Below are 12,868 nucleotides of genomic sequence, written 5' to 3'. Positions count from 1 at the left end.
AGTTTCCCGCTTGTTGCCTGCCCGGGTAAAGACAAACAACCATCAACCAGACGCAAGAAAACCACTACCCATGAACAAACAAAAACGCGAAGAAATTTTTCGTCGTCTGCGTGAAGACAACCCCACTCCGACTACCGAACTGACCTACAGCAACCCATTCGAGCTGCTGATTGCAGTGATTCTCTCCGCGCAGGCGACCGATGTGGGCGTAAACAAGGCCACTGCCAAACTCTACCCGGTGGCCAATACCCCGGAAGCGATCTATGCGCTGGGGGTCGAGGGGCTGAGCGAGTACATCAAGACCATCGGCCTGTACAACAGCAAGGCGCGCAACGTGATTGAGACCTGCCGCATGCTGGTCGAGCTACATAACAGCCAGGTACCGGACAACCGCGAGGCGCTGGAGGCGCTGCCTGGGGTGGGCCGCAAGACGGCCAACGTGGTACTGAATACCGCTTTCGGGCACGCCGCCATGGCGGTGGATACGCATATCTTTCGTGTCAGTAACCGCACCGGCATCGCGCCGGGTAAAAATGTGCTGGAGGTCGAGCGGCAGCTAATGCGTCACGTACCCAAGGAATATCTGGTCGATGCTCACCATTGGCTGATCCTGCACGGCCGCTATGTATGCAAGGCACGCACCCCGCAATGCGGTAGTTGCCGCATCGAAGACCTGTGCGATTACAAGTTCAAAACCAGCAACTGAAAACCTATTGGTAAAATTCGCCCGGTTTGATTGAAAAAATCTATTTCCGCTGAATTCGATTGCCCGTTATAAGGTGCGCAAATGGCATCTTCATAGTGGAGTTGAGTCATGGCCAAAGCAAAAGCGGAAATAGAACTGGACGACGATGACTTTGTTGAAGAAGACGATGCGCCCGATACGGACTCAGCGGCCAATTCCAAAGCCAATCTGACCAAACGCAGATTGATCGATAACTATCTGGAAGAACGCCGTCTGCAGAAACAGCTGCTGGATTTCGACTTCGACGTGTAACGATTATGGCCGCTCCTGACGCTCCTGAGGGGCGGCTGGCTTGCAACCCGCGGGCTGCCATTGAGCGAAACAATCGAAGCCATTATTCAAATCTGTTTTATCTATTAACACCAATCTCCTACACTCAACTCATCGGGAATGATTCCCATTTATGATTTGAGGTGCACCATGGTCAAGACCACTACTTTCGCAATCATGCACTTCACCGTGGCCTTTGCTGTGGTGTATGCGATGACTGGCAGCCTGATGATTGGCGGTGCCGTCGCATTGGTCGAACCCGCCATCAACACGGTGGCTTTCCACTTCCATGAAAAGGTCTGGAAGCGGATCGAACAAAAGCGTAGCAGCCGCTTGCCCCCTCCGGTGTTCAATGCGTAGTTCAATGCGTAGTTCAATGCGTAACAGGCTGAGCCAAAAGGGGGCTTAAATTCCGCTATAAACTGCTCTGACAGCACCTATTCAACGGTGCTGTGGAACTTTATTCGTGTTATTCGGGTATAGTCAGTGGAGTCCACTGGAAAACCATATGCCCCTATATATTTATGCCCTGATTTTCAGCCTGTTCGCCGCGTCGGCTCAGGCTCAACAGATTGATAACTTCAGTTATCCCGACATTAACGCTTTCATGTCCACTATCGGCGGTACCCCAGAGCCATTGCGTGCTCCGGTCTCCGACGACGTGGATGTGCGCCAGACAGATCTGTCCGTGCGCGTGCTGCCTGATCGGAAGCTGCCGCCTGCGCTGTCACGGTATCGCGACATGCACTATCGGCTGGCCTATAAGACCGGACCCGCGCCGCTGATTTTCCTCATCGCCGGTACCGGCTCGGGTTTCGACAGCCCGCGTCTGGATTACCTGAAAGCCCTGTTCTGGGATGCTGGCATGCATGTGATCATGCTGTCATCGCCGACCAACCATGACTTTATTGCCTCAGCCTCCAGCACCGGCTTGCCGGGGCTGGGCCGCGAAGATGCCCGCGATCTGCATACTGCCATGTCATTGGCGGTTGAACACGCTCGCGATGAAAAGGGTATCGAAATTACTGAATACCGCATGGCCGGATTCAGCCTCGGTGCCTTGAACGCCGCCTTCGTCAGCCACCTCGATGAAACCCTCGGTCAATTCAACTTTACCAAGGTATTGATGCTCAATCCGCCGGTGGATCTGTATTCGTCCATCCAGCGCCTGGATGCACTGTCGGATACCAAGGTGGAAGGCATCAGCAACACCGAGAGCTTCTATGAGCATATTTTCGACAAGCTCTCTCGTCACTTTGCCCGTAGCGGTGACACCGACGTGGAAGCGGGTCTGTTCACTAGCATCCAGACCTCTGAAGAAGCGTTGACCGACGCCGAGATGGCATTGCTGATTGGCGCAGTGTTCCGCTTTGCAGCAGCCGATTTGAACTTCATGACCGACGTGATCAACGGGACTGGCCGTTATGCACCTCCCGGCGCGACCATCAAGGTCAGTACCTCGCTGACTCCATACCTGCGCCGTGCCTTGTTCTGTGACTTCAACTGCTATGTGCAGAGCCAGCTGTGGCCGTCCTGGAACAGCCGCAATATCGAAAAGACCATTAATGACATGGCCTATGAAACCAGTCTGCGCAGTATTGAAGGGCACCTGGTTGATAACCCGAATATCGCAGCTATCACCAATGCTGATGACTTTATTCTCGATGCCGGTGACTATGCCTACCTCACGCAGTTGCTGGGCGAGCGTGCTTATGTGTATCCGCGCGGGGGCCATGGTGGAAATCTGCAACACGTCAACGTGACTGCACGGATGCTGAGTTTTCTTGAGGGAACAGAATAATGCGTAGAACTACCCTGACCCTGACCCTGTGCCTGGCGCTGTGTGCCACGCCACTGTTTGCCCAGGAAACGCCCGAAAGCACTCGTGACGCAGTTTCCACGGCGTCCATGACGCCGGAATACAAAGATCCTTTTGCCGAGCTGGAGATCGACCCCTACGCCAGCCAGTACCAGTTTGAGCGCTCCAGCCTGCGCGCGCTGAATGTGCAGGATCCGATCGAAGGTTTCAACCGGCGCATCTATCGTTTCAATGGCCGGTTTGACGAGCTTGTGTATTTGCCGGTGATCCGCACTTACGAATGGGCCACCCCCAAATTCGTTCGCACGGGCGTCTCTAACGTGTTCTCCAACCTCGCGGACATACCCAATCTGGGCAATAGCATCCTGCAGGGCAAGGCGCAGAAAAGCATGCGTACCACTGCGCGCTTGTTGTTCAACACTACCTTGGGTGTCGTTGGCTTGTTCGATGTGGCCAAGGCCATGGGCCTGCCGCAGGAATCGGAAGACTTTGGCCAGACGCTGGGTTTTTATGGCGTACCGCCGGGACCCTATCTGGTCGTCCCCTTTCTGGGCCCATCATCCCTGCGCGACACCAGTGGTCGAGCGGTGGACTGGACCATGGAAGACGCCGCAGCCTACTTGAACAACCGCGAGATCATGAATGAGAACCCGTGGAGCTATGGGCTGTATGCCATTGATATAAGATATAAAAATGGCTTCCGCTATGGTGCCCTGGATAGCCCTTTTGAGTACGACCAGGTACGTTACTTGTATACCAAGCTGCGCGAGTTTCAGATAAGCCAGTAGCCCTAAGCCGCTGTGCGGCTTCGGGCTACTGGCAGCGGTAAGCCTCAAGCTGCAAGCCGCAAGTTGTCCGAGTGGCTGCAAGATTTACTTCCAAACCAAAACCCGGCGCCGCTTCAAATCCGCGCCGTGGTTTTGTTTTGCTTCTAGCTTCTAGCTTCTAGCTTCTAGCTTGCGGCTTGCGGCTTCTTTTTTAGCAGCCTCCGGCTGCTACCCCACTCTGAAAATAATCTGATCTTCCCAATCATCCTCGGCTACAGCGTTTTCCGCGAGCATGCGGCCGGCCTGTGAAATCCCGGCGGCGTGCACCGCTTTGCGGTCGCCGCAGACCAGATGGTGCCATACGGGCAGATCCTTGCCTTCGGCTACCAGGCGATAGCCGCAGGTGGGCGGCAACCAGGCAAATCCTGCGGCGGCTGTAGGGGTCAGCTGGATGCAGTCAGGTACGAAATCCCGGCGCTGCGGATAGTTGCTGCATTGGCAGGTGTTCAGGTCCAGTAGCTTGCAGGCAACGCGCGTGTAGTAGATGGCCTGGGCATCATCTTCATCTTCGAGTTTTTGCAGGCAACAGAGTCCGCAGCCGTCACAGAGTGACTCCCACTCCTGCTGATCCAGCTGCTCCAGCGTTTTGCGTTGCCAGAAGGGTTTGACGATCTGTGCCATGCCTCAGCCCTCCTCTACCAGCAAGTCGCCCAGCCAGTCCATCAACTGAGGCAAATTGAACGGCCAATCCAGCTCGGCGCCGGTGTCCTCTCGACGCAATACGGGAATGCGCAGCTGGTAACGGGACATGAGCTCCGCGCTCTCGGTAATATCCTGCTCGCGCACCTGCACGCCATTACCTGAAAGCAGGGCCAAAAGACTACTGGCCTCCTCACAAAGGTGACAGGCCTGGGTACCGTAGAGGGTGAGTTCCGGGTTGGTTTGCATCAATGGATAATCAGGGTCGGGAATCAGTGCCTAGTGTAACCCGCCTGCTTGGCAGTGGCGACGCCATGCAACATACTGCGGTCAAATCACGGAGACACAATATGGATTGGGAAACACTGCTGTGCCGCGAGCGCCTGGGCAAACCCGTGGCCGGTTCCGATGAACTCGGCCGCACGCCCTTTCACAAGGATCATGACCGAGTCATCTTCTCCGGGGCGTTTCGCCGCCTGGGCAAAAAAACCCAGGTGCATCCTGTTTCCAGTAACGACCACATCCATACCCGCCTGACCCATAGCCTGGAAGTCGGCTGCGTTGGCCGCTCATTGGGCATGCGCGTAGCAGAGATGCTTCGCGATCAACTACCCGACTGGTGTGAGCCGGCCGACATCGGCGTCATCGTTCAGGCCGCGTGCCTGGCCCACGACATCGGTAACCCACCCTACGGGCACTCGGGCGAAGACGCGATCCGCCATTGGTTCCATCAGGCAGATCAGCGCGGCTGGCTGGCACCGCTGACGGATGCCCAGCGTCTGGACTTTCTCAGCTTCGAGGGTAACGCCCAGGGCTTCCGGGTATTGACCGAGCTGGAATACCATCAGTTCGAAGGCGGCATGCGCCTGACCTACGCGACGCTGGGGGCTTACCTGAAATACCCCTGGACCGCCCGGCATGCCGACAGCCAGGGCTACAAGAAACACAAGTTCGGTTGCTATCAGGCCGAATTCCCCCTGCTGGAACAGATCGCGGAAAAACTGGGCCTACCGCTACAGGCAGATCAGTGCTGGGCGCGGCATCCGTTGGTGTATCTGGTCGAGGCGGCGGACGATATCTGCTATGGCCTGATCGACCTGGAAGACGGCATGGAAATGGAGTTGCTTGATTACGCCGAGGTCGAAGAGGTGTTATTGCAGCTGGTCGGCGATGACCTGCCAGAAACCTACCGGCTGCTTGGCCCGCAGGACTCGACTCGGCGCAAATTGGCGATTCTGCGTGGCAAGGCGATCGAGCATCTGGTCAATGCCGCCGCCGAGGCGTTTATCAATCAGCAAGACGCGCTGCTGGCTGGCGACCTGAAAGGTGATCTGGTCGAGCATATGCATGAGAACGCCCGCCGCTGCGTGCAAACAGCCAAGAACATGGCGCGCGAACGGATTTTCCAGGACAAGCGCAAAACCCTGCACGAGATCGGTGCCTACAGTACGCTGGAAACGCTGCTGGATGCGTTCTGCGGCGCGGTCAATGAGCAACATGCCGGGCAGCACCTGAGCTTCAAGCACCAGCGGATTCTCGATTTGATGGGCAATAACGCACCCAAGCCGGATTGGGATCTGTATCGCAGTTATATGCGCGTTATCGATTTTATTGCCGGGATGACCGACCTCTACGCCGCCGACATGGCCGCGCGCATTCGCGGTGTCAGCCCGATATGAGCCGGACATTCACTGGCGGGGTGAGGATCATTTGTATGCCAGCGCGCCGGGGGCCTGTAACCGCTCCAACAGCAAATCGACGATCGCCAGTGTGGCGCTGATCGCCTGCGTAGCGATGCTGAAATAGCGATTGGACGCCAGGCCAGGCCTGTCGCCAGTTTCAAGCAACTGATCTACCGCCTGGAGCAGGCTGTCCAGGCTATCTTCGGCGGCGCGCACGGGTTTGTCCACTGACAAACGCAGCAGCGGCTCGGTGCATAAGCGTGCCAATGGCTGATAACACTGAGTATTGATCTGCTCGCGCAAGCGTTGCAGCTCCTGATGCTGCAACGCGCTGTTTTGCCGCCGCGCAGCTATGCCGGTACCCACCGCCCGGGCGCGGCCGAGCAACTCGGTATTCTTCAGCAGCTCCAGCCACATACCCTGCGGTTGCGGCGCCAGCGTGCCCAAGCACACCAGATCATGGCGGACAGCCAGCGCTTCAATGGTACTGATCAGTTGTTCGGCCATGCGGTGGTGTAGCAGCAGAACCGCTTCGGCAGAGGCATTTTGCGCGCGTTGCTCAGCGATCTGTTGCCAGACCGGCAACACTGGATGCCAGGCGGTGTACCAGAACAAGCTGGCCTGGTGGACTGCGACAGCTTCAAGCGATTGCGCCACCTGGGCTTCGACCTGCCAGCGCTGACTTTCCAGGCTGTGCTCTCCCGCCATCACACCAAAACACAGCCCCCGGTGACGCTGCACCTGTTCAAGCAGCAGACGCAACAGTCGGATCTGGTCCAGCGCTTTGAGCCGGACATGACGCTTTTGGAGAGTGCGACGCCGGCTGCCGATTCTTTCCAACAACACCGCCAATACAACTGCTACTGCGAATAAGGTCCAGACCATAGTGCACCAGCTTCACGCTGTCAGCGAGCCACTCCGGGCGTGCGCCCCGACAGCAATTCAATACGATACCCGTCCGGATCCTCGACAAAAGCCAGGATACTGCTGCCGTGTTTCATCGGCCCAGCTTCTCTGACAACCTTGCCCCCCGCGGCTTTGATTTGCTCACAGGCCTTGTAGACGTCCAGCACTTCTATCGCAATATGACCATAACCGTCGCCAAGATCATAGCGCGCCGTATCCCAGTTATGCGTCAGCTCCAACACAGCTTGATCATCTTCGTTGCCGTAGCCGACAAAGGCCAGGGTAAAGCGTCCCTCGGGGTAATCCTTGCGACGCAACAAGGTCATACCCAGCACTTCGGTATAAAACGCAATCGAAGCGTCCAGATCACCAACGCGAAGCATGGTATGTAGTATGCGCATGACAGCAGCCTTTGATTGAGCTTCAAGCTTTAACTTACAAGCTTCAAGCGGTAGGTGCAAAACGAAAACGGGCGCCGGACCATTACAGTCAGGCGCCCGAATGTACGGCCTTTGCCAAGCTGCTAGCGCTTTGAAGCCGGCAGCTGGCAACTACGCGTCAGAGCAGCTTGCGGCCTTTACCAGCGGCAATGCGCATGCGCAGGGCGTTGAGCTTGATAAAGCCTGCAGCATCAGCCTGATCATAGGCGCCCGCATCGTCTTCGAAGGTAGCGATGGCAGCGTCGAACAGGGAATCGTCAGACTGACGGCCAACGACGATGACGTTGCCCTTGTAGAGCTTCAGCCGCACCACACCGTTCACATTGGCCTGGGATGCGTCGATCATCTTCTGCATCATCAGACGTTCCGGGCTCCACCAGAAACCGTTGTAGATCAGCTCGGCATACTTGGGCATCAGGCTGTCTTTCAGGTGCGCGACTTCACGGTCCAGGGTGATGGACTCGATGGCGCGGTGGCCCTTGAGCATGATGGTGCCGCCGGGGGTTTCATAGCAGCCGCGGGACTTCATGCCGACAAAGCGGTTCTCGACGATGTCCAGACGGCCAATACCATTCTCACCACCAATGCGGTTCAGCTCGGCCAGCACGGTGGCCGGTGACAGCTCTTTGCCGTCAATCGCGGTGATGTCGCCATTGCGATAGGTCAGTTCGATATAGGTGGGGGCGTCCGGGGCATTTTCCGGTGACTTGGTCCACTTCCACATGTCTTCTTCGTGCTCGGCCCAGGTATCTTCCAGCACGCCGCCCTCATAGGAAATGTGCAGCAGGTTCGCGTCCATGGAATAAGGCGACTTCTTCTTGCCGTGGCGTTCGATCGGAATATCGTGATGCGCGGCGTAATCCATCAGCTTCTCGCGGGACAGCAGATCCCACTCGCGCCAGGGAGCAATCACTTTAACGCCAGGCTTGAGCGCGTAGGCACCCAGCTCGAAGCGAACCTGGTCATTACCTTTGCCGGTCGCACCATGGGAAATGGCATCCGCGCCGGTTTCATTGGCGATTTCAATCAGGCGCTTGGCGATCAACGGGCGCGCAATAGAGGTACCCAGCAGGTACTCACCTTCATAGACCGTATTGGCGCGGAACATCGGGAACACGAAGTCACGCACGAATTCTTCACGCAGATCGTCGATGTAGATTTCCTTGACGCCCATGGCCTTGGCCTTGGCACGTGCCGGTTCAACCTCTTCACCCTGACCCAGATCGGCTGTGAAGGTAACCACTTCACAGTCATAGGTTTCCTGCAGCCATTTGAGGATTACCGAGGTATCCAGACCACCGGAATAAGCCAGGACGACTTTTTTCACATCAGACATTACGCGCTCCCTAGAAGATTGATCAGCGCCACATGGGGCGACGGGCAAAAGCGCTATTCTAGCGCCGCGCCGCGAGGAATCACAGGGGCGATAGTCTTCGCCGGCCTGCCGAGGGGCTAGTTTTTCTCTAGCCGCAGGGTAACGCGGCGATTCTGCTGGCGGCCTGAATTGCTGGCATTCGTGGCCACCGGATAGCTTTCGCCGTGAAAACGCATGGTGAACAGGTCTTCTTCCACGCCCTGCTCCATCAGGTAATCGCGCACTGCCAGGGCGCGCTGCCGCGATAGCTCGCGGTTGGTCAGCCGATCGCCCAGGTTGTCGGAATGGCCATCGAGTTGAATAGCGCCAATGTCTTCATCCGCCTTGATATAGACCAGTGCGGTATCCAGCAATGCTTTGGCTTCGTCGGTAAGTCGGGTGCCGCCGCTGGCAAAACTGACCACACTGCGCGATACCTGATCGAAATTCAGCGGCAGCAAACCGCCGGCGCAGGTTTGAAATTCAGTCCAGGCTTGCTGATAACCTACGCTCGAAACCACTACCCTGACTGACTCCACAGCGCTGGCCCAGGCCGCGCGCTGAATGGTCGGATGCATGCCTGAAGCCAATCCCGCCAGCATTTGCCCGGCTTGCTGTTGAGAAGCCCGTAAGGTCACTGGCCCGTTTTCGACCAACGCCGCGCCCAGCACGGATGCGCGCAGGTTATGCCGCCAGGGTGGCGGATCGTTGAACAACTGGGCCTGGCCCGGCTGCATCAGATTGCTGGTGGCTTCCAGTTGAAACACCGGACGCTCACCTGCCCTGCGTACAAACACCGCTTGGCCGTAACCGCTGACGGGTTGCGCCATACGACATTCGAACTGATCACCTTCCACCGTCCATTCGACCTCTTCCATCCGGGTCTGAAAGGTGATGGCCTGCACAGGCAAGGCGACTCCCAGCAGTAAGGCACAATACATTCGACGCACGACGATCTCCATGCACTATTGATTCTCTCAGGTCCTGCATCGGCCGTTGCAGTTAAAACTTTACCCGGCGCATGCTTTGACGCTGAGACTTAAGTCCGGGGTGAAAGCAGGTGTGAAAACAGGGCGTTTCCGGTAGCATGATGGGATTGAAATTGTCTGGAATTTGCTGATGACTGATCGTCTTACCCTGATCCGGCCGGATGACTGGCACATTCACTTGCGTGACGGAGAGGTACTGAGCAATACCGTGGCCGACGCCAGTCGCACCTTTGCCCGGGCGATCATCATGCCCAACCTGGTGCCGCCCGTTCGCAACGGCCAGCAGGCGGCTGCCTATCGTCAGCGCATTCTCGCTGCTCGGCCCAGCGGGTCTGGTTTTGAGCCGCTGATGGTGCTCTATCTCACCGATCAGACCACCGCCGAATGTATCCGCGAAGCACACAGCGCTGGCCAGGCCATCGCGGCCAAGCTTTACCCTGCTGGTGCCACTACCAACTCCGATTCCGGCGTGACCCGGCTAGAGCACATTTATCCGGCACTGGAAGCGATGGCCGATGTAGGCATGCCGCTGCTGGTGCATGGCGAAGTGACTCATGCCGAGGTAGACATTTTTGATCGCGAAAAGGCTTTTATCGATCAACAGCTGGTCGGTCTGGTCGAGCGCTTCCCGACCTTGAAAGTGGTCTTCGAGCACATCACCACCGCTGACGCGGTGGATTTCGTCAATTCCGCACCGGACCGCGTAGGCGCGACCATCACCGCCCACCATCTGCTGTATAACCGCAACCACATGCTGGTAGGCGGCATTCGCCCGCACCTGTTCTGCCTGCCGATCCTCAAGCGCCAGCGCCATCAGCAAGCACTCTGTGATGCAGTGGTCTCAGGCTCGAGCAAATTTTTCCTCGGCACCGATTCCGCTCCGCACGCGCGTCACGCCAAAGAGGCCGCGTGCGGTTGCGCTGGCTGTTATAGCGCGCACGCAGCATTGGAGCTGTATGCCGAAGCCTTTGACGAACTCGGCGCGCTGGAAAAACTGGAAGGCTTTGCCAGTTTGCATGGTCCTGATTTCTACGGACTGCCGCGCAATACCGATACCGTCACTTTGGTGCGCGAGTCCTGGAGCGTGCCCCCCAGCATGCCGTTGGGCGACCAGACCATTGTGCCGCTGCGGGCCGGCGAGAGTATCCATTGGCGCGTTGCCTGACATCCTGGATTTGAGCGGTATAACCATTAAGGATCGCCCGTGAGCGAGTTTGAGTTCGATAGTGAAGACCAGCAAGAGACCTTGGCCAAAGGTCACAAGCCACCCATGGCCTACCGTTTCCGCGGTTTCTTGCCGGTGGTGGTCGATGTCGAGACCGGCGGTTTCAACGCCGCCACCGATGCGCTGCTGGAAATTGCCGCAACACCTCTGCTGATGGATGAAGAGGGCATGCTGTATCCGGACCAGACCCACTTTTTTCGCGTCGAACCTTTTGCCGGCGCCAATGTAGAACCGGCCGCGCTGGAATTCACCGGCATCAAGCTTGATCATCCGCTGCGAATGGCGGTGGATGAATCCGAAGCACTAACGGAAATATTCAAACACGTGCGCAAGGCAGTCAAATCTGCCGGCTGCACCCGCGCTGTACTGGTCGGGCATAACGCGTTCTTTGATCTGGGCTTTCTTAATGCCGCGGTAGAGCGCACCCAAATCAAACGCAACCCCTTCCACCCCTTTTCCTGTTTCGACACAGCCACCCTGGGCGGCTTGGCGTATGGCCAGACCGTACTGGCCAAAGCCTGCGCGGCAGCGGACATCGACTTTGACGGCAAGGAAGCACACTCCGCCCGTTATGACACGGAAAAGACCGCCGAACTGTTCTGCAGCATCGTCAATCGCTGGCGTGAGATGGGCGGATGGCCACCCGTCTGAGGTAGCCGCCTAACAGCGCACAGCACCCGGTGTCGCAATTCCATAGATATCAGTCGAATCAATAACTTGCCCGAAACCCGGGCTAGGGTTATTTTCCAGCGTTGGCGGAATACTCCGCTACACTTCAAGGACCGGGCACCAAATCATCGACCACGAGTTGATAATCTCTCCCTGGCCAAAACGCCAGGGAATACCGTGACATCGGCAGTTGATTGCAGTGATGTATTGCAACGTTGCCGATTGATAACCAGAAAAAGGAGTCACCCTCTAATGAAACGTCAATCGCTCGCCATGCTGTTTTCCGCAGCAATCGGATGTGCCGCACTGGCATCCACTCCGGCTGTGGCCCAGCAGAACTTCGTAACCATCGGCACCGGCGGCCAGACCGGCGTCTACTACGTCGTTGGCCAGTCTGTTTGCCGCTTGATCAATCGCAATACTGACGAGCATGGCATTCGCTGTAACGCCCCGTCCAGCGGTGGCTCCGTGGCCAACGTCAACGCCATTCGTGGTGGTGAAATGAACATGGGCGTAGTCCAGTCGGACATTCAGTACAAAGCCTATGAAGGTGTTGAGAACTTTGAAGACGCTGGCAAGTTCGACGGTATGCGTGCCATGTTCGCGCTGCACGGTGAACCACTGACTGTGGTTGCCCGCCGTGACGCCGACATTACTGACGTCAAGGATCTGAAAGGCAAGCGTGTGAATATCGGCAACCCGGGTTCCGGTCAGCGCGACACTATGGATGTTGTACTCGATGCACTGGGCTGGACGCACGAAGACTTCTCCCTGGTCTCGGCACTTGACGCCGCCGAGCAGGCCGCCGCACTGGGTGACAACAACATCGATGCCATGGTCTACGTTGCTGGCCATCCCAATGGCTCCATTCAGGAAGCGACCACTACCGTAGATGCAGTACTGGTGTCAGTCGACGGTGAGGAAATCGACAAACTGATCGCCGAGCGGCCTTACTACGCCAAAGCGACCATCCCGGGCGGCATCTACCGTGGCAACGATAATGATGTGAACACCTTTGGTGTCCGTGCCACACTGGTAACCTCAACCGATACTGATGACGAAACCGTGTACCAGACCGTGAAGGCCGTGTTCGAGAACTTCGATCGCTTCAAGCGTCTGCACCCCGCTTTTGCGACACTGAAAGAAGAAGAGATGATCAAGGAAGGTCTCTCCATTCCTCTGCATGATGGCGCCGTTCGCTACTACAAGGAACGCGGCTGGATGTAAGCCCCCAAACCCGGATCACTGATCCGGGTTTGTTTTTTGCATGTTTCATTCCTTTATTAGCACCATGCAACTACTC

General features: G+C 57.0%; 15 protein-coding genes. 9 read left to right on the top strand and 6 right to left on the bottom strand.

Annotated elements, in window-relative coordinates:
* The first annotated feature begins 70 nt into the window (after positions 1 to 70).
* The 5 genes from nth to EAO82_RS10910 all read left to right on the top strand — a co-directional run bounded on the left by nth (position 71) and on the right by EAO82_RS10910 (position 3,622).
* Complete coding sequence (nth, locus tag EAO82_RS10930; protein ID WP_096345745.1) at positions 71 to 706, top strand: endonuclease III; 636 nt, start codon at positions 71 to 73, stop codon at positions 704 to 706.
* A gap of 108 nt (positions 707 to 814) precedes the next feature.
* The gene (locus EAO82_RS10925; RefSeq protein ID WP_096345744.1) at positions 815 to 997 is read left to right on the top strand and encodes a PA3496 family putative envelope integrity protein; all 183 of its coding nucleotides are present in this window, start codon (positions 815 to 817) and stop codon (positions 995 to 997) included.
* 168 nt (positions 998 to 1,165) lie between these two features.
* A complete protein-coding gene (locus EAO82_RS10920) occupies positions 1,166 to 1,375 on the top strand; it encodes a DUF2061 domain-containing protein (RefSeq protein ID WP_096345743.1) in 210 nt (69 codons plus the stop codon).
* 148 nt (positions 1,376 to 1,523) lie between these two features.
* Complete coding sequence (locus EAO82_RS10915; protein WP_096345742.1) at positions 1,524 to 2,816, top strand: serine/threonine protein kinase; 1,293 nt, start codon at positions 1,524 to 1,526, stop codon at positions 2,814 to 2,816.
* Positions 2,816 to 3,622, top strand: a complete 807-nt coding sequence (locus tag EAO82_RS10910) for a VacJ family lipoprotein (RefSeq protein WP_231703193.1) — start codon at positions 2,816 to 2,818, stop codon at positions 3,620 to 3,622. Before EAO82_RS10915 ends, EAO82_RS10910 begins: the two co-directional genes overlap by 1 nt.
* 207 nt (positions 3,623 to 3,829) lie before the next feature.
* Here EAO82_RS10910 and EAO82_RS10905 read toward each other — a convergent pair whose 3' ends face one another.
* Together EAO82_RS10905 and EAO82_RS10900 are read right to left on the bottom strand one after the other, a co-directional pair.
* Positions 3,830 to 4,282 (bottom strand): YcgN family cysteine cluster protein, encoded by a 453-nt coding sequence (locus EAO82_RS10905; RefSeq protein ID WP_096345741.1) that lies wholly within the window; start codon positions 4,280 to 4,282, stop codon positions 3,830 to 3,832.
* A gap of 3 nt (positions 4,283 to 4,285) precedes the next feature.
* A complete protein-coding gene (locus tag EAO82_RS10900; protein ID WP_096345740.1) occupies positions 4,286 to 4,549 on the bottom strand; it encodes a glutaredoxin family protein in 264 nt (87 codons plus the stop codon).
* A gap of 101 nt (positions 4,550 to 4,650) precedes the next feature.
* On the opposite strand from EAO82_RS10900, the gene EAO82_RS10895 reads away from it, so the two are divergent.
* A complete protein-coding gene (locus tag EAO82_RS10895) occupies positions 4,651 to 5,979 on the top strand; it encodes a deoxyguanosinetriphosphate triphosphohydrolase (RefSeq protein WP_096345739.1) in 1,329 nt (442 codons plus the stop codon).
* A 27-nt stretch (positions 5,980 to 6,006) separates the two neighbouring features.
* Here EAO82_RS10895 and EAO82_RS10890 read toward each other — a convergent pair whose 3' ends face one another.
* From EAO82_RS10890 to EAO82_RS10875, 4 genes are all read right to left on the bottom strand, one after another.
* Positions 6,007 to 6,867 (bottom strand): nitrate- and nitrite sensing domain-containing protein, encoded by an 861-nt coding sequence (locus EAO82_RS10890; protein ID WP_096345738.1) that lies wholly within the window; start codon positions 6,865 to 6,867, stop codon positions 6,007 to 6,009.
* 20 nt (positions 6,868 to 6,887) lie between these two features.
* Positions 6,888 to 7,289: a lactoylglutathione lyase gene (gloA, locus tag EAO82_RS10885; protein ID WP_096345737.1), complete on the bottom strand. Its 402-nt coding sequence runs from the start codon at positions 7,287 to 7,289 to the stop codon at positions 6,888 to 6,890.
* A gap of 157 nt (positions 7,290 to 7,446) precedes the next feature.
* Positions 7,447 to 8,712 (bottom strand): argininosuccinate synthase, encoded by a 1,266-nt coding sequence (locus tag EAO82_RS10880; RefSeq protein WP_321540940.1) that lies wholly within the window; start codon positions 8,710 to 8,712, stop codon positions 7,447 to 7,449.
* Between the two features lie 68 nt (positions 8,713 to 8,780).
* Positions 8,781 to 9,623, bottom strand: coding sequence for a flagellar protein MotY (locus tag EAO82_RS10875; RefSeq protein ID WP_231703357.1), 843 nt, complete (start codon positions 9,621 to 9,623; stop codon positions 8,781 to 8,783).
* 178 nt (positions 9,624 to 9,801) lie between these two features.
* On the opposite strand from EAO82_RS10875, the gene pyrC reads away from it, so the two are divergent.
* From pyrC to EAO82_RS10860, 3 genes are all read left to right on the top strand, one after another.
* Positions 9,802 to 10,836: a dihydroorotase gene (gene pyrC / locus EAO82_RS10870; protein WP_096345734.1), complete on the top strand. Its 1,035-nt coding sequence runs from the start codon at positions 9,802 to 9,804 to the stop codon at positions 10,834 to 10,836.
* Positions 10,837 to 10,875: 39 nt separating this feature from the next.
* Entirely contained in the window at positions 10,876 to 11,547 is a 672-nt protein-coding gene (gene rnt, locus EAO82_RS10865) for a ribonuclease T (RefSeq protein WP_096345733.1), read from the top strand.
* Positions 11,548 to 11,817: 270 nt separating this feature from the next.
* Positions 11,818 to 12,792, top strand: coding sequence for a TAXI family TRAP transporter solute-binding subunit (locus EAO82_RS10860; RefSeq protein WP_096345732.1), 975 nt, complete (start codon positions 11,818 to 11,820; stop codon positions 12,790 to 12,792).
* Positions 12,793 to 12,868 lie beyond the last annotated feature (76 nt).

It is taken from the genome of Halopseudomonas pelagia, from assembly GCF_009497895.1.
Lineage (GTDB): Bacteria > Pseudomonadota > Gammaproteobacteria > Pseudomonadales > Pseudomonadaceae > Halopseudomonas > Halopseudomonas pelagia_A.
This window is presented reverse-complemented; position numbering and strand designations above follow the sequence as displayed.